The organism is Azotobacter salinestris (genome assembly GCF_009363155.1).
GTDB classification, from domain to species: Bacteria; Pseudomonadota; Gammaproteobacteria; order Pseudomonadales; family Pseudomonadaceae; genus Azotobacter; species Azotobacter salinestris.
In genome coordinates, this window is record NZ_CP045303.1 from 250,808 (window position 1) to 277,015 (window position 26,208).

The window sequence follows — 26,208 nt, forward strand, 5'->3', positions numbered from 1 at the left end:
TCGAAACATCCGTCGACCTCGACAAGGAGCAAGCATGGCCATCGACAAGCTGCTGTCCCCCCTCCGCCTCGGCACGCTGACCCTGCGCAACCGCGTCGTCATGGCGCCGCTGACGCGCTCCCGGGCTGCCCAGCCGGGCGACGTGCCGACCGCCCTCAACGCCGAGTACTACGCGCAGCGCGCCGGCGCCGGGCTGATCGTCACCGAGGCGGCGCAGATCTCCTGCCAGGGCCAGGGCTATGCACTGACCCCGGGCATCTACTCGGGCGCGCAGATCGACGGCTGGCGCCGGGTGACCGACGCGGTGCACCGCCAGGGCGGGCACATCGCGCTGCAGCTCTGGCACGTGGGGCGCATCTCCCACGCCTCGTTGCAGCCCGGCGGCGGTCAGCCGGTAGCGCCCTCGGCGATCCGCGCCAACATGCAGACCTTCATCATCCAGGCCGACGGCACGCCCGCCCATCCGCCATGCGACGAGCCGCGCGCCCTGCGCGGCGAGGAACTCCCCGGCATCGTCGCCGACTACGCCCAGGGCGCCCGCAACGCCATCGCCGCCGGCTTCGACCTGGTGGAGATCCACGCCGCCAACGGCTACCTGCTGCACCAATTTTTAGCCACTGCCACCAACCGGCGCGACGACGCCTATGGCGGCTCCCGCGAGAGTCGCGCGCGCCTGGTGCTGGAGGTCGTCGATGCGGTGGTCGCCGCGGTGGGCGCCGAACGGGTCGGCATCCGACTGTCGCCCTGGATGCCCTACAACGACATCGAGGACGCCGAAGCCGGACCGATGGCGCTGTATCTGGCCGAGCAGTTGGGCCGGCGCGGCCTCGCCTACCTGCACCTGCACGAGGCCGAATGGATGGGCGTGCCGGGCTACCCCGAGGGCTTTCGCGAAGCCGTCCGCGCCCGCTTCCCTGGCGCCATCGTGGTCTGCGGCGGCTACACTGCGGCCCGTGCGGAAGCCCTACTGCAAACTGGACTGGCTGACGCAGTGGCCTTCGGCAGGCCCTATATCGCCAACCCCGACTTGGTGCAGCGCTTCGCCCAGGGTGCGCCCCTTGCCGAGGCGGATCAGGCGACCTTCTACGGCGGTGGCACCGAAGGCTATACCGATTATCCGGCTTGGGCTGGTTGAACTCGGTTACCTGTGAATGCTCCCCTCATCATGCTGCGCATTGATGTGACCGGCATTCCCGGTTTGCCAAGGGAGCTTCTGTCCTCCGGCAACTGCCCATCCTTACGGCGGGTCAGCTTGAGTTTCCAGGCCCAATAGGGGACCGCGATGTTGTAGCTGGCGTTGAGGTCACAGTTGTACCGCTTACCCCTGCCAGCCGGCGACCTGCGCCGGGGTATAGAGGCCGGGGATGAACACAAAGCCCTCCGCCTGCGGGAGATCGGCGTGCCCGCGGTGACAATGAGCCCGGCACTGGCGCGCTGGCTGTGGTAGAGGACATTCAGTGCATTCGGAATGCCGTCCGGATTGCGCACACGGGTCATCGGCGCCATCACGATGCGATTACGCAGGCGCAAGGGGCCGAGGTCGTAGGGCTCGAACAAGATGCTCATGGGATGCACAGGTTCCTGTTCAATAGCCGTCAGGGGGTCTTCGCCGGATGGCCGCTCAACGACAGGCGCCACAACTCGTAACGCTCCTCGCCGCGCTTGACCGATCCTGCGAAGTGCTGGCTCAGGCTGCTGGAGGTGAAGACCAGGTCGCCATCGGGCAGAAACGCGGGCGTATCCGGCCAGTGCACGCCCTCGTCTGAGGCGATCAGCGACATCGTCTTGGTGCGCGGTTCGTACTTGACGATGCCGTTGCGGGTGACGTCGGTGATGTAGAGCCCGCCCTGGGCGTCGGTGACGATGCCGTCAGTATTGCCGCCCACGGCACCGAGATCCTGCACGGCTTCGGCGATCTGCGCGTCGCTGGCATCGGCCTTGCGCAGGATCGCGGTCGGCAACGAATGGGCGCGCGTTCCGGTCGTCACTGTCCAGTACAGGGTGCTGCCGTCCGGCGACAGGCCGATGCCGTTGATGCCGATCAGCAGAGGTTTGCCCGGCCACACCTCGGCGCCGTGGGAAACGACTTTCACGCCGGGTTCGACCTGCAGGCTCGGATGCCGATCCAGCACGCGCCGGGTCTTGCCCGAAGCGAAATCCGCCACGATCAGGCCCACCCGGTTGTTCGGGGCGCTGCGCGAACCGCTGTCGGAGATGTAGGCCACGCAGCGGCGCTCATCGACGACGATGTCGTTGAGGAAGCTGCCCTTGCGGTCGGCCACGCCGTCCAGCGCGATGCGCTTGACCGTGCGTCCGGACTTCAGGTCCAACACCAGCACCTTCTGCGAACCGGCCGGCGCCTCGGCTTCGCCGGCGACGACGCCCATGTCCAGCGCCCACAGCCAGCCGTTCCTGCGGTCCACGTGGAAGCCGAGCACGTTGCGCAGGCTCTGCTCCGGCGCGGCCGTCACGGCGTTGCCCTGCGTGGACGGGAACGCGGTCAGTCGCGCCGGGCCGGTCTTGGCGCTGGTGTCGAGGATGCTCAGCGTCGCCGGCGCACCAGCGGAGACCAGGCGCGGCGTGCTCACGTAGGCCGTGCCCTGGGCGTCGAAGTGCAGGCCGGCGATCGGCGCGTTCACCGATGCGGCGAACGGCGCCGGGTCCGCGCCGTTGTTCGGTGTATCCCAGCTCACGCCGGCATAGCTGCGCCAGCGTTGCAGCGGCAGGGTGTCCGCGGCGCTTGCGCTGTTCGACAGGGTGACGAGGGTCGCCAGCGCGAGGGCGGCGAATCGATGGCTGCGATTGAACATGATGGTGTCCGATGTGATGGATGAAGGGGCGCGCGCTCAGGCCACCTGGTGCAGGTGCAGCAGTTTGAAGGTGCCGATCAAATGCCCCGCGTTGGCGCGGAAGGCGTCCATGTGCGGGCTTTGCATGTGGCGCTCCCAGGAGACGCGGTCGCGCCAGCGTTCGAAGAACACGACCTTGCCCGGCTCGCTGATCGATTCATGCAGTTCGTAGCTGAGGCAGCCGGGCTGTACGCGGGCGATGGCGACCAGTTCCGCCTGGGCCTTGACTAGGGCGGTTTCGTGGCCGGGCTTGGCCTGCACGAGCGCAACGACGACGAGAGGCGACGACATGGCGTTCTCCGGATCAGAGGATGGAGCGGAAGGTGCCGCCTTCGACGCGCACCGCCGCACCGTTGGAGGCGGCGCCGAGCGGGCTGGCCAGCAGCGCGACCATCGCCGCGATCTCGTCGGCCTCGATCATCCGGGCGATCAGCGAACTGGGGCGGTAGGTCTGGAAGAAGTGCGACTCGATTTCCGCATCGCTCATGCCCGGGCGCGGCGCCGTCTGGCGCAGGTACTCGACGATGCCCTCGGAGCGGGTGGCGGCCGGCAGCACGCTGTTGACGGTGACGCCGCTGCCCTTGGTCAGCTCGGCCATGCCGCGCGAGACGGCCAGCTGCGCCGACTTGCTGACGCCGTAATGCACCATGTCCGGCGGCGTGAACGCGCCGACTTCGCTGGAGACGAAGATCACCCGGCCCCAGTTCTTCTCCAGCATGCGCGGGAAGTAGTGGCGCGACAGGCGCACGCCCGACATCACGTTGACGTCGAGCATGCGCAGCCAGTCTTCGTCGCTGATTTCGACGAAGGGCTTGGCCTCGTAATAGCCGAGGTTGTTGATGAGGATGTCGGTGTCCGGCTGCGCTGCGATCAGTTGGGCCGCGCCCTGGGCGTTGCTCTGGTCGGACACGATAGCGGTGATGCGGCTGCCGGGGGCGGCCGCGGCGATTTCCGCCACGGCGGCATCCAGCTTGTCGCGGCTGCGTCCGGTAATGGTGACTGCTGCGCCTTCGCTGGCCAGAGTGCGGGCAATGGCCAGGCCGATGCCGGCGGTGGCGCCGGTGACGATGGCGGTTTTGCCGTTCAGTTGCAGGTCCATGGGATTTCCTCGGGATGTGTTTGCCCAAGCGCCCGCGGTGCGGGCGCTGTCGTGGCGTTGCTTCAGGTCAGGGGCTTTGGTGCCGGATCAGGCCTGCGCCGGCTGGCCGAGCAGCAGGTCGCGGATCGCCGCGCCGACGCCGGAGGCCGATTGCGGGTTCTGGCCGGTGACCAGGCGGCCATCGACGACGACTTTGGCCGTCCAGTCCGCGGCCGGGTGGTGCTGCGCGCCGCGCTGGGTCAGGGTGCTGGTGAGCAGGAAGGGTACGACCTGGTCGAGCTTGACCGCGCGTTCCTCATCGTCTGTGAAGGCACTGAGGTTCTTGCCGGCCACCAGGTAGGCGCCGTTGCTCAGGGTGACGTTGACCAAGGCCGCGGGGCCGTGGCACACCGCCCCGACCACGCCGCCGGCTTCGTAGATCTCACGGGTCACCCGCGCTACGTCGGGGCTGTCGGGGAAGTCCCACATCGCACCGTGGCCGCCGGCGAAGAAGATGGCCGAGTACTTCGACGGATTGACCTCGCCCAAGCGCTGGGTGTGGCGGATGGCGTCGCGGAAGGCGCTGTCGCTCCAGTAGCGTGCGTTGATTGTGTCGTCCAGGTTCAGGCCGTCGACCGGCGGTTCGCCGCCCTGGATCGAGGCGAACTCGACCGGGATGCCGGCGGCTTGCAGTACAGCCAGGGGGTGGGTGACTTCCCCGAGATAATAGCCGGTCGGCTGACCGGTGCTGCCCTTGGTGCCGTGGCTTGTCAACACGAACAGCACGGGCTTCGCGGGGTGATGAGTGGAGGTCTGGCTCATGGCAGTAACCCTGTGGAGAGGAGTGTGGCTACTTTATTCGGCACTTTTCAGGCGATAAACTGCCAGAGCAGAAAAATTTCTGTTCTTTTGAGGACAAGATGGGCCGGAAATTCGATTACCTGGGGGACGTGGAAGCCTTCATTGCCGTGGTCGAACACGGCTCTTTCACCGCCGGCGCCGTGGCGCTCTCGACCACGCCCTCTGTATTGAGCCGGGCCATCACGCGCCTGGAAACGCGCCTGGGGCGGCAATTGCTGCAACGGACCACGCGCCGCCTTGGCCTGACCGAGGCCGGGCGGCTGTACCTGGAACAGGCGCGTTCGGCCTTCACCCTGCTCGACGATGCCGAGCGCGAGGTGCAGGGCCAGGAGGGCGAGCTGGCCGGACGCGTGCGGTTGAGCGTGCCGACCACCTACGGGCACTACCGTCTGCCGCCGTTGCTGGCGCGCTTCGCCCGGCAATACCCGCGCGTCCAAGTGGAGCTGAACATCACCAACCGCAATGTTGACCTGGTTGCGGAAGGCTTCGATCTCGCCATCCGCCTCGGTCATCTGCCCGACAGCGGTCTGGTGGCGCGCAAGTTGGAGGATGCGGCACTGCTCCTGATCGCATCGCCCGAATACGTCCGGCGAGCCGGCACGCCGCAGACGCTGGAGGAATTGCGGCAGCACGTGTGCCTGCCATTCGTGATGCCGCGGACCGGCCGCCTCGCCCCCTGGGTATTCCGCGATGGCGAGCGGGACATCGACTGGCTGCCCAGTTCGTCCATCGAGATTTCGGACGATGTGCTGGGCGTGGTTTCGCTGGCCGAACAGAGCCTCGGCATTTGCCAGAGCTACGACTTCATCGTCCGCGAGCGGATGGAGCGCGGTCGCCTGGTGGAACTGCTGCCGCAGCTACGCGGACGTACGCGCCCCTTCTCCGTGGTGTATGCGCCACATCGTCGCCAATCCGCTGCGACTCGGGCCTTGATCGACCTGCTGACGACGAATGCGATTTCGGATGAGGATAGTGCTGGAAGCATGTTTTCATAGGTAGCCCCTGCGGGAAGACTCGCTATGAGTCCATTTCACGCCTTGGCGAACAGGTAGGCGTTGTGCGGCTTCGCCGCACCAAAGACGGCCACCACCCTGGCCAGCGCCGTTTCCGTACCGGCCCGCATGTCCAGCGGTTCGCTGGCGAGCCAGATGGCATCAACACGGGTCATTGCACTATCTCGCGCACGAACCGGGCATACCCCTCTGCATCGCCCGCAGGCCAGGGAACGGTCAAGGTTGTGCGCCGATGGGGGATATCGATGCGAATGTCCGCGCGGGAGGCATATCCGGCCCGCACAGGCGCATCCAGTGCAAGCGGGATGAACGCCGGCAGGGTCTCAACCTGGCTGCGTGCCGTGCGTATCCATTGATGGACAACAGTGGTGTTGATGCCGTGGCTCAATGCCTCGCTGGCGACGGAGGCGCCGGGCTGGCCACACTCCTGCACGACTTGAGCCTTGAAGGCCGTGGAATAGGAACGACGCTGCATGATTTCCCCGCTTGAAAAGGTGTCCACGATGAATAGGTGGACACCCTCTCTTAGCTTGGCGGGTTCAAGCCAGACGACTTGGCCAGACGTGTATGGACTCCTCCTCGTTTGCAAGCACGATGTTCGATGGTGGCGCAGGTACGACTGCCTACGTGTATCCGGTCTCAATGAGGATGCCGTTTCAGATAGGCATCGGACTCTGATGGGCTATTCGCGCGTCGGTTCCCATTCGCTTACACGAGCTCTTATGCTCCACGTCCGGCAAGGGGTGTCCCGACGTCGGTTCGACCTGTTCGCCATCTCACAGCATGCCCTGCAATCGTGGTGGTGACCTCCTTGCTCTCGGGGGCTCTCTCGGCGGCACGATACCGATCTTCGCTTACCCGGCCGCCAAGATAGGATCGTAGGTCGTCTCGTGTCGCGTTACCGCCCAGGCCACCCGTGCTGTCTTGTTCGCCAGGGCGACAATGGCGACATTGATGTGCTTGCGTGCCGCCAGGGCGTTCAGCCACTGGCTGAGCGCATCGTTTTTGGCGGCTGCATGGCGTAGTACCGCCCGGGCGCCGTGGACCAACAGCTTACGTACATAGCTGTCGCCGCGTTTGCTGATGCCCAGCAGTCGGTCTCGCCCTCCAGTGCTGTGCTGCCTTGGCGTCAGCCCCAGGGATGCCGCGAAATCACGCCCTCGGCGGAAGGCCCGGCCATCGCCCAGTGCGCCGGACAGGGCACTGGCGGTGAGCGGCCCGATGCCCCGCAAGGCCAGCAGCCGCTGGGCCACCGGATCGTCCTTGACGCTCCTGGCAATACGCTCGTCGAGGATGGCGATGCGGTCCTCCAGGTAGCGGAGATCCTCGGCCAGCCCAGCGAGTAGCGCACGGAAAGCCTCGGACAAGCCGTTTTCGGCATCCTCCAGCCAGCGTGGCAAAGCACATCGCAGCCGCTGGACGCCGGTTGGGGCGACGAGGCCGTACTCGCCGACCAGGCCACGGATCTGGTTGGCCTTCGCGGTACGCTGCCCAACCAGTTCCTCGCGGATACGATGCGCGGCCTGGATATCCTGCTGGGTGGCGGTCTTGACCGCCACGAAGCGCATGCTGGGGCGGCTCATCGCTTCGCAGATCGCCTCGGCATCGACTCGATCGTTCTTGTTGCTCTTCACGTAGGGCTTCACGAAATGAGCGGCAACGAGCCTGACGCGATAGCCACGCTGCTGGAGTTCCCGGGCCCAGTGATGCGAGGACGCACAGGCTTCCATGCCGATTTCAGCCTCGGTGGGGACCCGCTTCGATAGGGCTTCCAGCCACGTCTCGCGGGAGTATTTACCCTGCCAATGGACCTGGTCATGGCGGTCCACGCCATGCACATGGAACACTGACTTGGCGATATCGACACCGACCCGGGTAATGTTCATTGGGCTTCTCCTCAACCTGAAGATGGCTGGCGACTCACACCTGCCATCTTGGCGCATCGGCGCCGAGTGGGATGAGGAGGAGTCCATCCCATTGGTTACGGTATTGATGCCGTGGCTCAGGGCCACGCTGGCAACCGAGTTGCCGGGCAGGCTGCACTCCTGCACGACCTGCGCCTTGAAGGCCTTGGAATAAGAGCGTCGCTGCATGATTCCCCGCTTGAAAGCCTTGAAATGGTGTCCACGATAAATAGGTGGACACCATCTCTTAGCCCCGCGGAGTCACGCCAGATGGGATGCTCGGACGGTTACGCCCGGTCTCCTGCGGCGCAGCGTCTTGCCAGTCGCCCTCGGTCCCCCCATGCCACCACGGCTCCACCGCCTCGATCCGGGCCGGCTCGCCCAGCTGTGGCATCACCAGCCCCTCCGAGGCGTGCGCCAGCAGCACATCCGCTGGCTGGGACCATGAGTGCATCGCCAGGTTGAAGGTGCCCCAGTGCACCGGCAGGAAACGCCCGCTGCCCAGTTGCTCCCAGGCCTTCAGCCCGGGCGGCGCTGCTGGGGTTTGCCGTGGCGGTGCTGGCCTACAACCTCCTGGCGGTGCTCAAGCGCAGCGTGGAACAGGCGCATCGCGAACAGCTTCCCGAGGGCTGGGAGGCCTCCCCCTACCACCTGGCGGTCCAGGTCAGAAGCCGTTACGAGGGGATGCTCATCGTGCTGCCGGTGGAGCACTGGCCCGCCTGGGCCGACGATTCGGCCAACACACTGGCACAGCGCCTGTTGGAATTGGCACGACATATCAAGCCTAGCCAGGTGGCCACCAACAAGCGCGGCCCCAAGGTGGATAAGCCCAAGGCTTGGGTCGATGCCGCGACGGCTTGCGCCCATGTCTCCACCGACCGCCTCAATCAAAGCCTCGAAAAGCAAAAGACCTTGAAAGGGGTGCCATTTAAGCCCCGCACGGTGGTTGGCTGTGCTTTGGTGTGTATGGTGTGTGCTCGTTGTGCGCAGGTGTGTATAATGCACACCATGCAGCGCGAGGAGGCGATGATGCGAAGTCGGGAAGTGATCGAGCTGCTGGAGGCGGATGGTTGGTACGAAGTGGCGGTGAAAGGTAGTCACCACCAGTTCAAGCATCCGACCAAGCCGGGGAGGGTGACGGTTCCGCACCCGCACCCGAAATCGGATCTGCCGAAAGGCACCTGGCAGAGCATCCTGAAACAAGCCGGCCTCAAGTGAGGCCGATTACACCACCCAAGAGGGGGCGCACATGAAATATCCCGTCGTCATCCACAAAGAGCAGAGCAGCGACTACGGCGTGACCGTACCGGACGTGCCAGGCTGCTTCTCGGCCGGCGAGACGATGACCGAAGCGCTGGAGAATGTCCGTGAGGCGCTGGAGTTGCATTTCGAGGGGCTGCTGGCCGATGGCGAGCCGCTGCCGCAGCCGCAGGAGATCGATGTGCACGCGGCGAACCCGGACTATGCCGGCGGCGTGTGGGCGCTGGTCGACTTCGATGTGATGCCCTATCTGGGGAAGGCAGTGCGCTTCAACGCCACGCTGCCGGAGCACCTGCTGGCGCGGATCGATGCCTACGTGAAGGCCCATCCGGAGCAGAAGAGCCGTTCTGGATTTCTGGCTGAGGCGGCGCTGCGGGTGTTGCAGCACGCTTGAAGGGAAAGCTCGCCAGCGAGGGAGTGAGGGTGAACCAGACTGCACTTTGAGCGCATCGCCATTCCATAGTGCCGAGCGCCTGCTACCTTCGAGAAAACGAGACGCCAAGGAGGGCGCCGATGGTTATGGAGATCGTTGCTGTGGTCGTGGTGCTGGCATGCTGTCTTGTGGTGTTTCTGCTGCGGCCGGGGGGATGATTCGAGGCGGCAGGATCTTGAGGCCAGCCTGGATGCCGTCGACGACAATGGCCTGTTTTCTGGCTGGGACGAGCTATCGCCATCTGAGCGCACGAGACGCCTGAGCATGTATCAGCGGAGGGTGCTGGTGCGGCACGCCGAGCAGGAAAGAGAGTGGCTACGGGCCGGGTTGAGGGATATTGCGAAGGGATAGCGGGACGCAGGTTGGCTTTGCCGGGCCCGGGCTGCACAGTTCCGCATGTTTTCCTGACTTCTCGTGGCGCTATTTGCGAAGCATCACAAGGTTATTAATCAGGCCCTTAAATTCACGCTATGACATAGCGTGCTGCAGGATGCCGGAAATAGGCCATGACCTTGTCGGGCAAGGTGCCGAGTGTGCTCATGAAAGCCATCGCCTTGTCCAGCAGGCGCCTTGTCATGGCTGACCGGGCCACTGCGCAGCGCCGTCTTGAAATCCCGGTTCAGGTACTCGTCGGGATTGGACTCGGGCGCATAGGGCGGTAGGAACACCAGTTCGATTTTGTCCTGCTTGTCACTGAGCCACTCGCTGACCACCTTGGCATGGTGGACGCGCAGGTTATCGACCACCAGGAAGATCTTCTGCGCTGCCCCCTCCACAAGGCGGCCCAGGAAGTCAATGAAGCGCAGCGCGTTGATGCTGCCTTCGACGATTTGGAAGGCCACCTCACCACGGGGCGAAATCGCGGAGATCATCGACAGCTTGTGCCAACGAGTGGGCGTCGCCAGCACCGGCGTCTGGCCCCTGGGGGCGTAGCCGCGTATCCAGTTCGCATCCTCCTTGACCGCGGTTTCGTCCCCCCAGTGAATCACCGCCCCTTCGGCGTCGGGGCGCGCCTTGACCTGGGGGTAGGTCTGCTCCAGCCAGCGCTCGATGTCCTCCGGCCGCTGCTCCTGCGCCCGCTTCACGGGACGCTGAGGCGTGAACCCCCAGCGCTTGAGGTATTTGCCGATCAACCGGTCCTGCAGCTCGATCCCGAGGCGTTCCCTGGCCAGCGCCTTGATGGCCGGGCGCGTCCACAGGGCAAACGGCAATTGCAGCTGCTGTGGGGTTTGCTCGACGATTTGCTCGCGCAGCCACTGCTCGTCGGCCGGCGTCAGCTTGCGGCAGGCGCCCACCGGGCGCCCCCGACGCTTTTCCTCCAGGGCTTGCGCGCCCTCGCGTTTGGCACGGGTCAGCCAAGTCTTGATGGTGGTCGGATGCACACCGGTGACCGAGGCCAGTTCCTCGACTTTCATGCCGGACTGCTGGCGCAGGCGAATCACGATCTGGCGAAGCAGCTTGCGACCGTCTGCGGTCAGTTTGCGGGCGTCGATCTTTTCCATGCCTGAAGTCTAACTAGACGTCTATTTAAGGGCCACCTTAATAAGAAGATGCCGGCTGATCGCGCAGAACGCGCCGGTGCCGAAGCTCGGCTAAGACCTCGAACGCGGTTCGACTCCGCTTCTCATTAAACGCAGGCAAGCAGAAACTATGGCTCCATTGGTTTGTTTTTCGGACATTGGAGTCTATGTTTTTTTGAAACCGTTTTCATCAAAAGCAGGCAATCCCATGGCCTTCCTATCCCGTCGACATTTCAATCGAATGCTTTCCGGTCTTGGCCTGATGATTCCCGGCCAAGCGCTGTTCGCGGCCGCCACCAGCCCCGCAGGCGGCACGCCCCCCGAGACCTTGCTGCTATCGCGCAATGACTGGATCCCCAACAACGATCGTCTGCCAGTGCTGGTGTACCGTGGCGTATTCGCCGCGAACAGTAGCGATCTGGCGGCGGACTTCGAAGCGCTATTCGAGCGGACAGGCTGGCCGCCGCGCTGGCGCGCTGGCCTCTACGCCTATCACCATTACCATTCGACCGCCCATGAGGTACTGGGCATCGCCAGTGGCTCGGCGCAGCTGATGCTCGGCGGTCCTGAAGGCCGTACTGTGCAGGTCAGTGCCGGGGATGTCGTGCTCTTGCCTGCCGGCACCGGGCACTGCGAGCTCGCCTCGACCGACGATTTCCTGGTCGTCGGTGGCTACCCGCCGGATCAGCGGGTGGACAACTGCCGCAAGGCGCCTTCGCCGGCGGTCCTGCAACAAATCCGCCAGCTGCCATTTCCGGACAGCGATCCGGTCGTCGGCAGAAACGGTCCGCTGACACACCTCTGGCAGCAGGCTTGAGGCGATACAACACAGGTGCTTGGCAGTCGCCACTCTTCCGGTGACGGGTACTTGCCCGAGCCTGCAGGCAGAGCTCTTGTTTCGCGATCTCAGAACAGCGAGAGCGGATAGCTGACGATCAGTCGGTTATCGTCGAACTTGTTGTTGGCGCCCCAGTCGCGGCGCACCGTCGAGTTCCGCCAGCGCAGGCTCAGGGCCTTCAGCGGGCCGCTCTGCACCACATAGCTCAGCTGGGTTTCGCGGTTCCACTCCTCGCCGTCGTCGATGTTGCCGATGTGCACGTTGGTGCCCTTGAGGTAGCGGGTCATCAGGCTCAGCCCGGGAATGCCCAGGGCGGCGAAGTCGTAGTCGTAGCGCAGCTGCCAGGAGCGTTCGCGGGCGTTGTCGAAGCTGCCGTTGTAGGTGTCGTTGGCGGCGCTGCCGCCGCTGGTGCCGTTGACCCGCAGCCACTTGTCGTCGCCGGTGACCCGCTGCAGGCCGAGGTAGAAGACGTGTGCGCCGGTCTTCAGCGAGAACAGCCCGGAGAGCATCTTGTTGTCCAGCTCGCCGGCCTGGGCGCTGCCGTCTTCCTCGCCGTCGAAGTAGCCGAGGTTGGCGCCGAGGCTCCAGTCCTTGCCGAGCGGCTGGGTGTGGGTGAGCTGGAAGTAGCGCTGCTTGTAGATGTCCTCCAGCTGGCCGAACCAGGCGCCGACCAGCGTGCGGTTGTCGTTGAAGGCGTATTCGGCGCCGGCGAAGCTGAAGCGGTCGGAGGTGACCGTGGAATTGCCGACCCAGCTCAGGTCATTGAGGCTGCTGTCGTCGCGCGGGCTGTTGCCGCGAAAGCGCCCGCCGTAGACCGTCAGGTTCTTGATCTCCTTCGAGGTGAGCATGCCGCCCTGGAAGGTCTGCGGCAGCGAGCGGCCGTCGTCGGAACGCAGGATCGGCAGCGCCGGCGACCACTCGCCGGCCTTCACCTCGGTCTTCGAGAAGCGCAGCTTGCCGGCCACCGCCAGGCGGCCGAACTGGTCGGCCGGCGTGCCGTCCTTGCCGACGGGGAGCAACTGGGTGCCGCCGGTGCCCTTGCCGCCGTCGAGCTTGACCGACCAGAGGCCGAGCACGTCGAGGCCGAAGCCGACGGGGCCTTCGGTGTAGCCGGACTGCAGGTCGAGGATGAAGCTCTGGGTCCATTCCTCGGCCTTGCTGCGGGTGGCGCCGTCGTCGACGAAGTTGCGGTGGATGTAGAAGTTGCGCAGGGTCAGGGTGCCCTGGCCATCTTCCAGGAAGTCGGCCTGGACGGGCTCGCCGGGAAGCAAGCCCGCGATAACCAAGGGCAGTGCGGAAGCGAGGAGGCCGGAGCGCGAGGAGTCATTCCTGTTCTTCAGCATTATCGTGATGTTCCAGTGCGGGTTCGATGACGAAAAAAAGCTCGAGCGATCCCCTCCGCGGTGGCGGATATGTCGTGCGGCAGGGAAAGGCCCGACAGTTGCTGCCGGAGCCGTGGTCGAGCGCGAAGCGCTCCGGGCGCCCGGCCGGACGCCCGGAAGCCGCCTCAGTGCTGCGGCGCTAGCGCCGTATGGGGATCGGGGATCTGCCCCAAGGCCGGCACGTCGAGCTCCTCGCGCAGATACCTGACCTGCTCGGCGCTCACCGGCGGCGCCTGGTTACCCCAACTGGTGCGGATGAAGTTCACTACGTCGGCGACCTGCTGGTCGTTGAGCCGCCAGCTGAACGGCGGCATGGTGAAGGTCGAGGGCGCTTGATGGGTGGCCGGCAGGGTGTCGCCCTTGAGCACGATGTGGATCAGCGAGGTGGCGTCGTCGCCGTTGACCACCGGGTTGCCGGCCAGCGCCGGGAACACCCGGACGTAGCCCTGGCCGTCGGTGCGGTGGCAGGCTGCGCAGTTGTCGACGTAGAGCGCCGCGCCGGTCTTGCTGTCGTCGCCGTGATACAGCGCCTTGCTCACCTTGTCGTCGTAGGCGTACGCCGGTTCGCCGGGATTGCTCGCCGGCAGCGACTTCAGGTAGCGGGCGATGGCGGTGAGGTCCGCATCGGTCATGTATTGCATGCTGTGCACCACCACTTCGGACATGCCACCGAACACCGCCGTGCGGTTGGTGCGCCCGGTGCGCAGGAACTGCACCAGCTCGGCCTCGCTCCAGCTGCCGATGCCGGTCCGATGGTCGCCGCGCAGACTCTTGGCGATCCAGCCCTCCAAGGGCGCGCTGCCGGCCAGGAAGTCCGGGCCGTCGCTGGCGCTCAGGGCCTTCTCCTGCATACCGATGCCGCGCGGAGTGTGGCAGGCGCCGCAGTGGCCGAGCCCGTCGACCAGGTAGGCGCCACGCTCCAGCAGCGGGTCCTGGCCCTTGGCAGGCGCCGCGCCTTGGCCCCCGGCCGGCACGAAGTCCTTCACCGCGGGCGCGAAGGCCCAACGCCAGAAGGTCAGCGGCAGGCGCATCGACAGCGGCCATGGGATAGCGCTGTCTTTGTTGGCCTGCCGAACCGGTGCGACGCCCTGCATGAAGTAGGCGTAGAGCGCGCGCATGTCCGGCTCGGTGACCCGCGCGTAGGACGGATAGGGCATGGCCGGATAGAGGGTATAGCCCTGCTTGGCGATGCCGTGGCGTACCGCCAGGTCGAAGTCCTCGAAGCTGTAGGCGCCGATGCCGCTCTCCCAGTCCGGAGTGATGTTGGTGGAATACAGAATGCCGATCGGCGTCTCCATCGGCAGGCCGCCGGCGAACGGCTGGCCGCCCTTGGCGGTGTGGCAGGCCACGCAGTCGCCGGCGCGGGCCAGGTACTCGCCTTTCTTCAGCAGTTCCGGGTCGGCCGTCTCGGCGGCCGCGGCACCGAGCGCGAACAGGGCCGACAGGCCGAACAGGTATGGGGTCAGTTTCATCGTCGCGCTCCTCACGCCTGGACCAGCGGGCCGGGGTTCTTCAGGTACTGCTCGCGGATCGCCTTGGCCGACCAGTAGGCCAGCGCCGCCACTAGGCCGGTGGGGTTGTAGCCGGTGCCCTGGGGGAACGCCGAGGCGCCGATGACGAAGACGTTGTGCACGTCCCAGCTCTGCAGATAGCGGTTGACGGCGCTGGTCTTCGGGTCGCTGCCCATGATCGCGCCGCCGAGCAGGTGGGTGGTCTGGTAGACGCGGGTGTTGAAGTGGTCGCCGAAGTTCTTGACGTGGACGGCGATGGCCTTGGGATTCATCGCCTCGGCAATCTTGCGCATCTGCTCGGTGACGTAGCGCGTCATCTTGTACTCGTTTTCCTTCCAGTCGAAGGTCATGCGCAGCAGCGGCTGGCCGTAGGCGTCCTTGTAGGTGGGGTCGAGGTCCAGGTAGTTGTCGCGGTAGCTCATGTTGCTACCGTGGGCGTCCATCGACAGGGTGTGGGTATAGGCGTCCTTCGCCGCCTGCTTCCAGCCGCTGCCCCAGCTCGGCGCGCCGGGCGGCAGGCTCAGGCCGCGGATCGGCTTGCTGCCGGCCTGGTTGACCCAGAACGGCGAACCACCGACGAAGCCTAGCGGGCCGTGGTCGAAGTTGTCGGCGTTGAAGTCGTCCACCGCCACGCCGCCGCCACCGGTGCCGATGAAGGGGTTGGTATGCACATCGCGGTCGAAGAAGGCCTTGATGGTGGCCATGTTCTGGTAGGCGAAGTTCTTGCCCACCACGCCTTCGCCGGTGCGCGGGTCGTACGGCTTACCGATCCCGGATAGCAGCATCAGGTGCACGTTGTGGAACTGGAAGGCGCTGACGATCACCAGATCGGCCGGCTGGACGATCTCGCGGCCCTGGGCGTCGACGTAGGTGACGCCGGTGGCGCGCTTGCCGTCGCTGTCCAGGTTGACCCGAAGCACGTTGCTGTTGACGCGCAGCTCGAACAGTTCGCTCTGCTTCAGCGCCGGCAGGATGTTCAGGTTCGGGGAGGCCTTGGAATACATATAGCAGGCATAGCCGCTGCAGAAGCCGCAGAAGTTGCACGGGCCCATCTGCACGCCGTAGGGGTTGGTCCAGGGACCCGAGGCGTTGGCCGCGGGCATGGCGTAGGGGCGCATGCCGACTTCCTCGGCCGCCTTGCGGAACAGCTGGGCGGAGTAGACGTCCTTCAGCGCGGGCAGCGGGAAGTGGTCGGAGCGGTCCGGGGCGAAGGGATTGCCATCGCCGACCACCTGGCCCTTGACCTTGTAGGCGGTGCCGGAAGTGCCGAAGACCTTCTCGGCGAAGTCGAAGTGCGGCTCCAGTTCCTCATAGCTGACGCCGTAGTCCTGGATGGTCATGCCTTCGGGGATGAAGCCCTTGCCGTAGCGCTCCTCGTAGTGACTGCGCAGGCGCAGCTCCTCCGGCATGATGCGAAAGTGCACGCCGGACCAGTGCAGGCCGGCGCCGCCGACGCCGTTGCCGGGCAGGAAGGCGGAGAGCTGGCGATAGGGCAGCGCGGTGTCGTTGACTCCGTGGCGGATGCTCACGGTGCTCTTCGACAGGTCCTGGAACAGCTTGCCGCGGCTGTTGTAGGTCAGCTCGTCGAGGGTGTTGGGGTAGGCGCCATCGGGATAGGTGTCCTGGTGCGGGCCGCGCTCCAGGGCGACCACCTGCAGGCCCGCCTCGGTCAGCTCCTTGGCGAGGATCGAGCCGGCCCAGCCGAAGCCGACCACCACGGCGTTCACGGGTTTGAGTGTCGTCGCCATGTTCAGCCCCTCTCTCCGGAAATCGAAACCGGCGGGAAGGGATACTTCTCGCCACGGTCCACCCAGTCCATGAAGTCGGCGCGGGCGCCGGGGAAGCCCACCAGCTTCCAGCCGACCAGGCCGCGGTTGCCGCCGTGGATCGGGTCGGCGAAGAAGCCCTCGCGGGTGTTCTGCCAGAGCTGGCTGAACAGCAGGGTGGACGGCAGATCCTGCAGGTCGAGGTGACCGCCTTCCAGCTGGCGCAGCAGATCGTCCTGGCCGGCCGGCTCCAGCTCGGCGAAGACCTTGCCGTGCTGGCTCTGGCACCAGCGATCCAGCGCGGCGATGCCGATGCGGTAGATGTCACGCGGCACCAGCTTCAACTGGTGGCCGAACTCCGGCGCGGCGTCAGCGGAGAAGGGCGCCTGCATGTACCAGAGGTTGCCGTGGCCGTAGGCGGTTTCCAGCTGGCGGTCGATGAACTCCGGCACGCCGGCCTCGACTGCGCCGGGGCCGTTGGCATCGCTGGGAATCAAGCGGGCCACTGCGGCGTTGACGAAGGCCCACTCGGCGGCGGTGAAGAAGCGCGGCCGGTAAGGGTTCTGCAGGGTGGGGGCGGCCTGGCTGGCGGCCGTCGTCGCTACGCCATAGCCGGCCACGGTGATCGCCGGAATCACGGCCAGGGTTTTACGCAGGAAGTCGCGTCGGCCATTGAAGGCCTTGTCGTCGGGCATGGGACACCTCATTGCTCGCGGTAAATCCCAGTCGCGGTCTGGACTGGTCAAGTTGAACGAACTCGTTGCGCATCCCTGCATGACGAAAGGTTTCAGCCAGGAAACGGCGCGGCGCGGCCCGCTGACCGCGTGCGCACTGTTTCCGATAGAGATCCTTGGAGCTCCGCCGCGCGACGCTCGTTCTGGAAGGAACGGATTGGCCCGGAGGCCCCGTCGGCTAGCTCGCCCACGGCACGCCGCAGCGCTACTGCGCGGTTCTCGCCGCGAGCGTGCCGATAGCCGGGGCGAAAACGGATTTTCCAAGTGGGCCGTACAGCATCCGCAGCGGGCCGTGGCGGATGCCGCGTCGCCAAAAGCGCTCTAGCCGCAGACGAACAGGCGATGATCGTGCATGGATCTGAGCCTCTTCTTTCTGGCAGCGGAGGCTTCGTCCAGGATTGAAACCGATTTCATTGAACAATAAATCGATTTACCAAGCAACAAATTTGCCAAGATCGGCATGCCGCGCATAAATCGGCGGACGTGTCGCCCTACACAGCTAAGACAGCGCTGTCTTTAAAAAATGCTCGGAATACAGCCTTCGGGTAGTGATCGTCTGCAAAGCTGCCGTGTGGCCTGCCCGTCCCCTTATGCTGATGAGAACGAAGAGAAGGGAGGTGATCGCCGATGCGCGCCATGCTGCTCGAAGCGCTCGGTCAACCTCTGATACTGCGTGAGCTGCCCGATCCGCAGCTGGGGCCGGGCGAGCTGCGCGTGCGGGCGCCGCCTGCGGGGTGTGCCGTACCGACTTGCACGTGGTCGACGGCGAACTGCCGGCGGTGCGTGTCATCCCCGGCCACGAGATCGTCGGCCGGGTGGACGCCGTTGGGCCGAGCGTCGAGGGTTTCGCGCTCGGCCAGCGGGTCGGCATCCCCTGGCTGGGGCACACCTGCGGCCAGTGCTGGTACTGCCGGCACGACGCGGAAAACCTCTGCGACGCGCCGCAGTTCACCGGTTACACTCGTCCCGGCGGCTACGCCGAACGGGGGGGTGGCCAACGCCCGCTTCGCCTTCGGCCTGGACGAGGACGGCGACGACGTGGCCCTGGCGCCGCTGCTCTGCGCTGGACTGATCGGCCGGCGCTCGCTGGTCAAGGCCGGCCCGGTCCGGCGCCTGGGCCTCTACGGCTTCGGCGCCGCGGCGCACATCGTCATGCAGGTGGCGCGCTGGCAGGGCCGCGCGGCGTACGCTTTCAGCCGGCCGGGCAGGACTTCGCCCGCTCGCTCGGCACGCTCTGGGCCGTCGGCTCGGACCAGCTGCCGCCCGAGCCGCTGGATGCGTCGATCCTCTACGCGCCGGCCGGCGAGCTGGTGCCGGCGGAGCCTAGCTGTTTGGTCCCGGAAAGCACCAGAAGCCCGGCATCCTGCTTCGTAGCGTCCTGCCAGTCGCCCCGATCACCCCACGTCACCACGGCTCTACTACCTCGACCCGGGACGGCTCGACAGGTTCGCCCAGCTGCCGCATCGCCAGCCCCTCCGAGGCTTGCGCCAGCACCACATCTGCCGGCTGGGACCAGAGGGCATCGCCAGGTTGAAGGTGCCCCAGTGCACCGGAAGGAAACGCCCACTGCCCAGCTGCACCCAGGCTCTTGGCTTGAGTGCCAGCAATCAGCGCCGGTTGCACCTTATCAGTCGGGAGCCTCCCTATCCCTGGCAGGGGAAGAGCTGGCTTGAGCCGCTGCCGCCGCCCGCGCCGATTATAATGACGCATTGCGTCATATGACGTATCGCGTTATATTCTACTCAAACTTGAGCAAGCCTGCGTGATGATCAAAAGCTACAAGGACAAGCAGACGGAAGTGATAGCGAATGGGCTGGCGGCCCGGAAGCTGCCGCAAGACATGCAGAGGGCTGCTCTACGCAAGCTTCGCCAGCTCGGTGCCGCCAAGGTTCTGATGACCTGCGGATACCGCCAGGAAATCGGCTGGAAGCGTTGCACGAGGATCGTGAGGGGCAGCACAGCATTCGCATCAACGATCAATGGCGGATCTGCTTCCGCTGGGTCGATGGTAATGCACACGACGTTGAAATAGTGGATTACCACTAAGTGAGGTGGAGCATGAGGGTCCGTGAAGATTTGATGGCCGAGGCAACCGGCGAACTGTTGCCGAACATTCATCCGGGCGAGATCCTGATGGAGGATTTCATCGAGCCGCTGGGGCTGACCAAGAACGCGGTGGCGACAGCCATCGGGGTTCCGGCCAATCGTATTGGCGAGATTGTGCGTGGTTCCCGCTCAATCACGGCAGACACCGATCTGCGCCTATCACGCTTCTTCGGTACTAGTGAAGGCTACTGGCTGGCTTTGCAGAATGCCTACGATCTGGAGGAGGCCCGTCGGGCAGTAGACTACGACGGAATCCCCAGGCATGCCGCCTGAAAACTGGCAACGGAGTGACAGGAACGCCATCCGCTTCTGCTTCTAACGGACAGCGCCCTACACTTTCAGCTGACCTGCTCGATCTGCGTGGTGCCGATGATTTGGAGCTGGCCGGTCGAGTTGCCCACCGGGGTAAAGAGGAAAGCATCGGTGGAGAGCTGATCGACGTAATCGCCCTGCAGGGCAATCTCGAAGCGCTGTCCTTCGGCATTCGCCTCGAAGCTCTTGAGGTAGGTGAGGGTGCCGGCGCTGTTCACCTGCACCGCCAAGGTGCCGCCGTGGCCGTCGCCCAGGCTGGCGAAACCGAGCGCCGAGAGATCGATGCGGTCCTCGCCGGCGTCGAAGTCGAGGATCCGGTCGCTGAAGCCTTCGCTATCGGTGCGGTAGCTGTCCTCGAGACTCGAAAAGCGGAACAGGTCGGCGCTGCTGCCGCCGGCCAGGGTGTCGCGCCCGAGGCCGCCGTTGAGAATGTCGGCGCCGGCGCCGCCATGCAGATAGTCGTCGCCAGCCCCGCCGGCGAGGCTTTCCGCCGCCGGATGGCCGATCAGGCTGTCACCGGCCTCGGTGCCCTCGATGGCCACAGGTGCGAAGAGCACATTGTCGCTGTCGAGCCGGTTGACGAGGTTGCCGTCCAGGACGATCTCGAAGCGCCGTCCTTCGGCATCTACTTCAAAGCTTTTCAGATAGGTCCGCGTGCCGGCGTCGTTCACCTGCACGGCCAAGGTGCCATCGTGGCCATCGCCAAAGCCGGTGAAGCCCAGCGCCGAGAGGTCGATGCGGTCCTGGCCGGGATCGAAGTCGAGGATCCGGTCGCTGAAACCCTCGCTGTCGGTGCGGTAGCTGTCGTTGCGGGCCGAGAAGCGGAACACGTCGGCGCCCGTACCTCCGCTCAAGGTGTCGCGCCCGGCGCCGCCGTCGAGCAGGTCGTCGCCGCCAGCGCCATGCAGGCGGTCGTCGCCGTCCTTGCCGGCGAGGATCTCCGCCACCGGGCTGCCCTGCAGGTTGTCGCTGTCTTCGGTGCCCTCAAGAGCGACAGGCTCGAAGATCAGATTGCCGCTGTCGAGCAGGCCGGCGAAGTTGCCCTGCAGGGCGATCTCGAAACGCCGCCCCTCGGCATCCGCTTCGAAGCTCTTGAGATAGATAAGAGTGCCGGCACTGTTCTCCTGCACGGCCAGGGTGCCGTCGTGGCCGTCGCCCAGCCCGGTGAAGCCCAGCGCCGAAAGATCGATCCGATCCTGGCTGGGATCGAAGTCGATGATCCGGTCGCTGAGGTTTTCACTGTCGGTGCGGTAGCTGTCGTCGCGGGCCGAGACGCGGAACAGGTCGGCGCCCGTGCCGCCGTTCAGGCTGTCGCGCCCGGCGCCGCCATCGAGGACGTCGTTGCCGCTCTTGCCAAGGAGCCGCTCGTAGGCGTCGCTGCCGATCAGTACGTCGTTGTTGTCGTGGTTGCCCTCGAGCGTTAAGAGCAAATCCTCGGGCAGTGCCCCAAAAGTCTTATCGAGGGTGCCGTCGGCGTTCAGCCGGATCACGCTGAAATCGTACCTGCTCGAGTCGTAACCATTGCCGCTGGGGTTATAGCTATATCCCGACACCAGGATCTTGCCGTCGGACTGCACGGTCAGGCTGTGCCCTTCATCGTTGCCCCACGCGATATCGAAGATGGCCTTGCCGTCGCCGCTGAAGCCGGTGTCGAGCGAGCCGTCGACGTTCAGCCGGATCACGCTGAAGTCATAAGTAGCGTTGTCGGGGTTATAGCTCTGTCCAGCCAGCAGGATCTTGCCGTCCGGTTGCAGGGCCAGGCTATTGATTTGGGCGTAGCCTTTCCCGAGAGCGAAGCTGGCTTTGCCGTCGCTACCGAAGCTGGCATCGAGACTGCCGTCGGCATTCAGTCGAGCCACGCTGAATTCAGTGTCATAGCCAGGGTTATAGCTCCGTCCGGCCACCAGGATCTTGCCGTCGGGCTGCACGAGCAGGCTATTGCCCAGATCGTCGTTCCCATTGATATCGGCGGTGGCCTCGCCATCACTACCAAAGCTGGTATCGAGCGTGCCGTCGGCGTTCAGCTGGATTACGCTGAAGTCGAAATAGGTGCTGTTCTCGGAATAGTCATAGCTGGATCCCGCCATCAGGATCTTGCCGTCGGGCAGTACGGTCACGCTATGGCCTTGGTCGTCGCTATATCCGAGCTCGAAGATGGCCTTGCCATCGCTGCCGAAGCTGGTGTCGAGGGTGCCGTCGGCGTTCAGCCGGATTACGCCGAAGTTGTCATCGCTGCCGTTATCGCTCCGTCCAGTCACCAGGATCTTGCCGTCGGGCTGCATGGCCATGCTATAGACGTAATCGCCCCTCCCGAGATCGAAGGTGGCCTTGCCGTCGCTGCCGAAGCTGGTATCGAGACTGCCGTCGGTATTCAGCCGGATCACGCTGAAGTCGCCATTACTGCTGCCGCTCAGCAGGATCTTGCCGTCGGGCAGCACGGTCAGGCTACGGCCTTGGTTGCTTCCTCCGATATCGACGATGGCCTTGCCGTCGCTATCGAGGCTGGTATCGAGAGTGCCGTCAGCATTCAGCCGGACCACGCTGAAGTCATCATTACTGCTGACGGGGTTATAGCTCTGTCCGGCCAGCAGGATCTTGCCGTCCGGTTGCAGGGCCAAGTCATAGTTGAGATCGCTATGCCCTGCTATGTCTATCAGCATCTTGCCTGTGGCTGTGCGGGAAGTAGGGCTTGGCGCGTCATTGCTCGGTGTCGGGGTTTCCATTCAACAATCCTTTTGGGTTTTGGGGTGTTTTAACGAGCGTTTTAGAGGCGATCCGCTTCCACTTTGTTGCAGACAGAGGGAGAAGAACAAAGCTTTAAATGGCAAGAGGTGAGAGTTCTTGTGAGCCGAATGCTTTTTGTGGTGCTCTACAGGCTGTGTATGTAAGACCTTCGGTATTGTTCAAACGGCCTTTGTTGTTCATGGCAAAAGCCCGATTCGACACTGGGCTTGCGCCAGCAGAACCTATTCCTTCACGGGAAGCACCAGAAGCTCGGCGTCCTGCTCCGTAGCGTCCCGCCAGTCGCCTCCGGCTACCCCTCGCCACCAGGGATCTACCGCCTCGATCCGGGCCGGCTCGACCGGCTCGCCCAGGCGAGGCATGACCAGCCCCTCCGAGGCTTGCGCCAGCAGCACATCCGCTGGCTGGGCCCAGGGGTGCATCGCCAGGTTGAAGGTGCCCCAATGCACCGGCAGGAGACGCCCGCTGCCCAGTTGTGCCCAGGCCTGCAGGGCATTGTCCGGCCCCAGGTGAATATTCCCCCAGGCCGGATGGCAGGCGCCGACCTCGAGCATCACCAGGTCGAACGGCCCGAGCCGCCGGCCGATGTCGGCGAAGGCCGGCGACAGCCCGGTGTCGCCGCTGAAGAACACCGCATGCCGCTCGCCGCGCAGGGCAAACGACGACCACAGCGTCACGTTGCGATCGCGCAGCCCGCGTCCGGAGTAGTGATGTGCTGGCGCGGCGGTGATCGCCAGACCTCCCGGCAGCACGGTGCGTTCCCACCAGTCGAGCTCGACGATACGCTCGGCCGGCATGCCCCAGGCCTCTAGATGCAGGCCGACGCCGAGCGAGGTGACGAAGGGCACCCGCTGCTTGGCCAGCGCTTGGATGCTCGGGTAGTCAAGATGGTCATAGTGATCGTGGGAGATCAGCACCGCATCGAGCGGCGGCAGGGTCGCGATATCGACCGGCACCGGATGGAAGCGCTTGGGGCCGAGGAAGGGCAGCGGCGAGACGCGCGCGCCCCACACCGGATCGGTCAGCACCCGGTGGCCGTCGATTTCCAGCAGCACGGTCGAATGACCAAGCCAGGTGGCCCGCAGCCCGGTTTCGACGGGCCGGGCCCAGCTGGCGCATGGGTCGATGATGGGGAGGGGATTCGCCGGCGTGCGGCCCTCACCACGGAACAGGAAGTCGGCCAGCGTCGGCCGGCCCTCGGGTACGCGCTGCACGCTGGAGGGGTAGGTGTTCGCGAAGCCGCCGCCGGCATACTGCCGGGAGGCCTGTATGCGTTCGAGCCTCAGCCCATCGGCACGTCGAGCAGAAAACGCCATCTCGGATTCTCCTGTTTTTCTAAAAGAGGCTCATTTGGCCTTGAGCTTTGCCGCGTAGCCGCTCTACCAGGGCATGCGGATCATGGAGGATCGGCTGCAGCTGAAGCCGATAAATCTGGTTCGACACCCTTAACATGCGATCCCAGTCACCCCAAGTGTCCTTAAGCTGCTGGACGGTGCTGAAGTGCAAGGTTGCGCTGTAGAAGCATGTATATGCCATTGACATATCCAAGGCAGAACCTACCATGGGATATATGTTTGCCATATCCCACGAGGTGTACCATGGAACAAGGCTCCGTGTTCCTGAGCAATCGTAGTCAGGCGGTGCGCTTGCCAAAGGCTGCTGCACTACCTGACGGCGTGAAGCGCGTCGATGTTGTCGCGGTCGGAAGGGCCAGGATCATCACCCCGGCGGGCGAGTGCTGGGACAGCTGGTTCGATGGTGAGGGCGTCACTGCTGACTTCATGGCTGAGCGGGAACAGCCCGCCAACCAGGAGCGAGAGGCGTTCTGATGCTGAAGTTCATGCTCGACACCAACATCTGCATTTTCACCATCAAGAACCGGCCCCAGCTGGTTCGAGAGGCGTTCAACCGACACCATGGGCAGATGTGCATCAGTACGGTAACCATGATGGAACTGATCTACGGTGCGGAGAAGTCCTCAAATCCTGAGCGCAACTTGGCCGATGTTGAAGGCTTTGCGGCACGCCTGGAGGTGCTGAAGTATGACCAGGATGCAGCCGCACACACCGGTCAGCTTCGCGCGGAGTTGGCCAAGGCTGGGAAGCAGATTGGCCCCTACGATCAGATGATCGCAGGGCATGCCCGCTCACAGGGCCTGATTCTGGTCACAAATAACTTACGCGAGTTTGACCGAGTGCCGGGCCTCCGTGTTGAGGACTGGGTAGCCCCAGTGCTTGACCGTATGGACTCACCGCTTTGCTAGAGCATTTTTACCTTATTCCAATTCATATCCGGCTGCCTCGAAGTAGTGCCTGCAGTCCTGTGCAGAGAACTGCGCAATCGCCTCGCCAATGCTCTGCCACAGCTGCGGCACGGTCCGCGCCGCCGCCTTTCTCAGCAGTGCCTTGAGCTTGGAGAAGGCCATCTCGATTGGGTTCAGGTCGGGGCTATAGGGTGGCAAGTAGCGCAGTGTGGCTCCTGCGCCTTCGATGGCCTGGCGTACCCCCGCTACCTTGTGGGCCGGTAGGTTGTCCATCACCACGATATCGCCGGGCGTCAGCTCGGGTACCAGAACCTGCCCGACATAGGCCAGGAAGGCCGGGCCGTTCATGGCGCCATCGAGCACCCGCGGTGCGCTCAGGCCATCCAGCCGCAGGCCGGCGGTAAAGGTCGTGGTTTTCCAGTGGCCGTGGGCTATCGCGGCCCGGCAGCGCTCGCCGCGAGGGGCCCAGCCCCGCAGGCGGGCCAGGTTCGTCGAAGCGGCGGTTTCGTCGATGAAGATCAGCTTGTGCCAATCGAAACCGGACTGCTCCTCGATCCATCCCTGTCGGGCTGCCTGGACGTCCGGCCGTTGCTGCTCGGCTGCATGCGCCGTCTTTTTTTGAACGTCATGGCGTGCCGGTCGAGAAACGTCCACATCGTCGCCAGGCTGACACGGACGCCACGCTCCCGTTCGAGGGGCGCGGCGAGTTCGGCCAGCGTCAGGTCGGGGGTCTGCTCGAGCAGGCCGAGCAGGTAGTCCGCATGGGGATCGAGCCGCAAGCCCCGGGGCTTACCCTGTCGGCGGGCGACGAGCTCCCCGCCTTCCCGGAAGCGCCGTACCCAGACGATCGCTGTTGCCGTCCCGACGTCGAATCGCTCGGCGGCCTGCCGAGCCGACAGCCCACCCATGGCCGCGTCGACGACGCGCTGGCGAAGATCCGCACTGTATGCCCGAGCCATTCCGGTCCCCTTGTCCGAGGGGGAAAGGAGAACCGGAATGACCAGGAAGAGCAACCCCTGTATGTCGAATTCGTATTTTCTAAAAATGCTCTAGTCCTCAGCGTGAGCCGGTGCCTTCGTACAAAACATTTCCACATCCATTGGTGGAGAGGCGCCCAGTGTCTGGCGGGCACCCCTTCAAGGTTGGATGGAAATCCCCCTTCAGCTAGCCTGTTCAGGCTGCGCGATACCGGCCAACTCGATGGTCGCCGCCGGTGCGGCGAAGAGGAAATCCTCAGTAGAAAGATCGCCATGGCCGCCATCCAGGACGACCTCGAAACGCCGTCCCCCGCGTCCGCCTCGAAGCTCTTGAGGTAGGTGCGCTCGCCGCTCACCTGCACGGCCAGGATGCCGTCGCGGCCGTTGCCCAAGCCGGTGAAGCCGAGCGCCGAAAGGTCGATGCGATCCTCGACGGGGGCGAAGTCGTGGACCCGGTCGGCGAAACTTTCGCTGGCGGTACGGTAGCTGTCCGCACGATCCGAGAAACGGAACAGATCGGCGCCGTCGCCGCCGGTCAGGCTGTCGTGCCCGGCGCCACCGTCGAGGATGTCGTCGCCGCCGAGGAGCAGTTCGTCGATGTCGGCGTGACGGCGGCCGATCAGCTCGTCGTTGCCGTCGCCACCTTCGACGAGAACGAT

23 protein-coding genes and 5 pseudogenes are annotated in these 26,208 nt (G+C 64.8%); 11 read left to right on the top strand and 17 right to left on the bottom strand.

Going from position 1 to position 26,208, the window contains the following annotated elements:
* Positions 1-34: 34 nt before the first annotated feature.
* Positions 35-1,135, top strand: coding sequence for an alkene reductase (locus GCU53_RS24940; protein ID WP_152390233.1), 1,101 nt, complete (start codon positions 35-37; stop codon positions 1,133-1,135).
* A gap of 186 nt (positions 1,136-1,321) precedes the next feature.
* Here the strand turns inward: GCU53_RS24940 and GCU53_RS26835 are convergent.
* The 5 genes and pseudogenes from GCU53_RS26835 to GCU53_RS24970 form a co-directional block, all read right to left on the bottom strand.
* Positions 1,322-1,566, bottom strand: a pseudogene (locus GCU53_RS26835) (oxidoreductase); the annotation flags it as partial.
* A gap of 29 nt (positions 1,567-1,595) precedes the next feature.
* Positions 1,596-2,810 carry an L-dopachrome tautomerase-related protein gene (locus GCU53_RS24955; RefSeq protein ID WP_152390234.1) on the bottom strand — a complete coding sequence of 405 codons (1,215 nt, stop codon included), beginning with the start codon at positions 2,808-2,810 and terminating at the stop codon, positions 1,596-1,598.
* 36 nt (positions 2,811-2,846) lie between these two features.
* A complete protein-coding gene (locus GCU53_RS24960; RefSeq protein WP_152390235.1) occupies positions 2,847-3,140 on the bottom strand; it encodes a putative quinol monooxygenase in 294 nt (97 codons plus the stop codon).
* A 13-nt stretch (positions 3,141-3,153) separates the two neighbouring features.
* The gene (locus GCU53_RS24965; protein WP_152390236.1) at positions 3,154-3,948 is read right to left on the bottom strand and encodes an SDR family NAD(P)-dependent oxidoreductase; all 795 of its coding nucleotides are present in this window, start codon (positions 3,946-3,948) and stop codon (positions 3,154-3,156) included.
* A gap of 87 nt (positions 3,949-4,035) precedes the next feature.
* The gene (locus GCU53_RS24970) at positions 4,036-4,749 is read right to left on the bottom strand and encodes a type 1 glutamine amidotransferase domain-containing protein (RefSeq protein ID WP_152390237.1); all 714 of its coding nucleotides are present in this window, start codon (positions 4,747-4,749) and stop codon (positions 4,036-4,038) included.
* Positions 4,750-4,847: 98 nt separating this feature from the next.
* Here GCU53_RS24970 and GCU53_RS24975 point away from each other — a divergent pair, with 98 nt between their 5' ends.
* On the top strand, positions 4,848-5,783 hold the full coding sequence (locus tag GCU53_RS24975; protein WP_091014019.1) for a LysR family transcriptional regulator: 936 nt from the start codon (positions 4,848-4,850) through the stop codon (positions 5,781-5,783).
* 35 nt (positions 5,784-5,818) lie between these two features.
* Here the strand turns inward: GCU53_RS24975 and GCU53_RS24980 are convergent, their stop codons facing one another.
* The 3 genes from GCU53_RS24980 to GCU53_RS24990 form a co-directional block, all read right to left on the bottom strand.
* Positions 5,819-5,956, bottom strand: coding sequence for a hypothetical protein (locus GCU53_RS24980; RefSeq protein ID WP_233094030.1), 138 nt, complete (start codon positions 5,954-5,956; stop codon positions 5,819-5,821).
* Positions 5,953-6,276, bottom strand: coding sequence for an IS66-like element accessory protein TnpA (gene tnpA, locus GCU53_RS24985; protein ID WP_152390238.1), 324 nt, complete (start codon positions 6,274-6,276; stop codon positions 5,953-5,955). The genes GCU53_RS24980 and tnpA overlap by 4 nt, the downstream gene beginning before the upstream one ends.
* A gap of 379 nt (positions 6,277-6,655) precedes the next feature.
* Positions 6,656-7,687, bottom strand: a complete 1,032-nt coding sequence (locus GCU53_RS24990; protein ID WP_167520133.1) for an IS110 family RNA-guided transposase — start codon at positions 7,685-7,687, stop codon at positions 6,656-6,658.
* A gap of 537 nt (positions 7,688-8,224) precedes the next feature.
* Here GCU53_RS24990 and GCU53_RS26385 point away from each other — a divergent pair.
* The 3 genes and pseudogenes from GCU53_RS26385 to GCU53_RS25005 form a co-directional block, all read left to right on the top strand.
* Positions 8,225-8,621 (top strand): annotated as a pseudogene (locus tag GCU53_RS26385) (IS4 family transposase); the annotation flags it as partial.
* A 113-nt stretch (positions 8,622-8,734) separates the two neighbouring features.
* Positions 8,735-8,923: a type II toxin-antitoxin system HicA family toxin gene (locus tag GCU53_RS25000; RefSeq protein WP_152390291.1), complete on the top strand. Its 189-nt coding sequence runs from the start codon at positions 8,735-8,737 to the stop codon at positions 8,921-8,923.
* 31 nt (positions 8,924-8,954) lie between these two features.
* Positions 8,955-9,359 carry a type II toxin-antitoxin system HicB family antitoxin gene (locus tag GCU53_RS25005; protein WP_040107336.1) on the top strand — a complete coding sequence of 135 codons (405 nt, stop codon included), beginning with the start codon at positions 8,955-8,957 and terminating at the stop codon, positions 9,357-9,359.
* A gap of 488 nt (positions 9,360-9,847) precedes the next feature.
* Here the strand turns inward: GCU53_RS25005 and GCU53_RS25015 are convergent, their stop codons facing one another.
* The gene (locus GCU53_RS25015) at positions 9,848-10,900 is read right to left on the bottom strand and encodes an IS630 family transposase (RefSeq protein ID WP_244307268.1); all 1,053 of its coding nucleotides are present in this window, start codon (positions 10,898-10,900) and stop codon (positions 9,848-9,850) included.
* A 226-nt stretch (positions 10,901-11,126) separates the two neighbouring features.
* On the opposite strand from GCU53_RS25015, the gene GCU53_RS25020 reads away from it, so the two are divergent.
* Entirely contained in the window at positions 11,127-11,735 is a 609-nt protein-coding gene (locus tag GCU53_RS25020) for a cupin domain-containing protein (protein WP_152390240.1), read from the top strand.
* Between the two features lie 89 nt (positions 11,736-11,824).
* Here GCU53_RS25020 and GCU53_RS25025 read toward each other — a convergent pair whose 3' ends face one another.
* The 4 genes from GCU53_RS25025 to GCU53_RS25040 all read right to left on the bottom strand — a co-directional run bounded on the left by GCU53_RS25025 (position 11,825) and on the right by GCU53_RS25040 (position 17,110).
* A complete protein-coding gene (locus tag GCU53_RS25025) occupies positions 11,825-13,099 on the bottom strand; it encodes an OprD family porin (RefSeq protein WP_152390241.1) in 1,275 nt (424 codons plus the stop codon).
* Positions 13,100-13,263: 164 nt separating this feature from the next.
* The gene (locus tag GCU53_RS25030; protein WP_152390242.1) at positions 13,264-14,610 is read right to left on the bottom strand and encodes a cytochrome c; all 1,347 of its coding nucleotides are present in this window, start codon (positions 14,608-14,610) and stop codon (positions 13,264-13,266) included.
* 11 nt (positions 14,611-14,621) lie between these two features.
* Positions 14,622-16,397, bottom strand: a complete 1,776-nt coding sequence (locus GCU53_RS25035) for a GMC family oxidoreductase (protein ID WP_040107339.1) — start codon at positions 16,395-16,397, stop codon at positions 14,622-14,624.
* A 2-nt stretch (positions 16,398-16,399) separates the two neighbouring features.
* Positions 16,400-17,110, bottom strand: coding sequence for a gluconate 2-dehydrogenase subunit 3 family protein (locus tag GCU53_RS25040; RefSeq protein WP_040107340.1), 711 nt, complete (start codon positions 17,108-17,110; stop codon positions 16,400-16,402).
* Between the two features lie 666 nt (positions 17,111-17,776).
* Here GCU53_RS25040 and GCU53_RS25045 point away from each other — a divergent pair.
* From GCU53_RS25045 to GCU53_RS25060, 3 genes and pseudogenes are all read left to right on the top strand, one after another.
* Positions 17,777-18,822: pseudogene (locus tag GCU53_RS25045) on the top strand (alcohol dehydrogenase catalytic domain-containing protein).
* Between the two features lie 92 nt (positions 18,823-18,914).
* Positions 18,915-19,195: pseudogene (locus tag GCU53_RS25055) on the top strand (type II toxin-antitoxin system RelE/ParE family toxin).
* Between the two features lie 33 nt (positions 19,196-19,228).
* Positions 19,229-19,528 carry a HigA family addiction module antitoxin gene (locus tag GCU53_RS25060; RefSeq protein ID WP_089169988.1) on the top strand — a complete coding sequence of 100 codons (300 nt, stop codon included), beginning with the start codon at positions 19,229-19,231 and terminating at the stop codon, positions 19,526-19,528.
* A gap of 65 nt (positions 19,529-19,593) precedes the next feature.
* Here GCU53_RS25060 and GCU53_RS25065 read toward each other — a convergent pair whose 3' ends face one another.
* On the bottom strand, positions 19,594-22,290 hold the full coding sequence (locus GCU53_RS25065; RefSeq protein ID WP_152390243.1) for a M10 family metallopeptidase C-terminal domain-containing protein: 2,697 nt from the start codon (positions 22,288-22,290) through the stop codon (positions 19,594-19,596).
* Between the two features lie 243 nt (positions 22,291-22,533).
* A complete protein-coding gene (locus GCU53_RS25070) occupies positions 22,534-23,625 on the bottom strand; it encodes an MBL fold metallo-hydrolase (RefSeq protein WP_152390244.1) in 1,092 nt (363 codons plus the stop codon).
* 282 nt (positions 23,626-23,907) lie between these two features.
* Here GCU53_RS25070 and vapB point away from each other — a divergent pair, with 282 nt between their 5' ends.
* Together vapB and vapC are read left to right on the top strand one after the other, a co-directional pair.
* Complete coding sequence (gene vapB, locus GCU53_RS25075) at positions 23,908-24,138, top strand: type II toxin-antitoxin system VapB family antitoxin (RefSeq protein WP_152390245.1); 231 nt, start codon at positions 23,908-23,910, stop codon at positions 24,136-24,138.
* Positions 24,138-24,572 carry a type II toxin-antitoxin system tRNA(fMet)-specific endonuclease VapC gene (gene vapC, locus GCU53_RS25080; RefSeq protein ID WP_152390246.1) on the top strand — a complete coding sequence of 145 codons (435 nt, stop codon included), beginning with the start codon at positions 24,138-24,140 and terminating at the stop codon, positions 24,570-24,572. The genes vapB and vapC overlap by 1 nt, the downstream gene beginning before the upstream one ends.
* A 12-nt stretch (positions 24,573-24,584) precedes the next feature.
* Here vapC and GCU53_RS25085 read toward each other — a convergent pair.
* A protein-coding gene (locus GCU53_RS25085; RefSeq protein ID WP_152390247.1) for an IS630 family transposase occupies positions 24,585-25,531 on the bottom strand; the annotation gives its coding sequence in 2 pieces (ribosomal slippage) (positions 24,585-25,192 and positions 25,192-25,531; 948 coding nt in all).
* Positions 25,532-25,732: 201 nt separating this feature from the next.
* A pseudogene (locus tag GCU53_RS26870) lies at positions 25,733-26,199 on the bottom strand (M10 family metallopeptidase C-terminal domain-containing protein); the annotation flags it as partial.
* Positions 26,200-26,208: the final 9 nt, after the last annotated feature.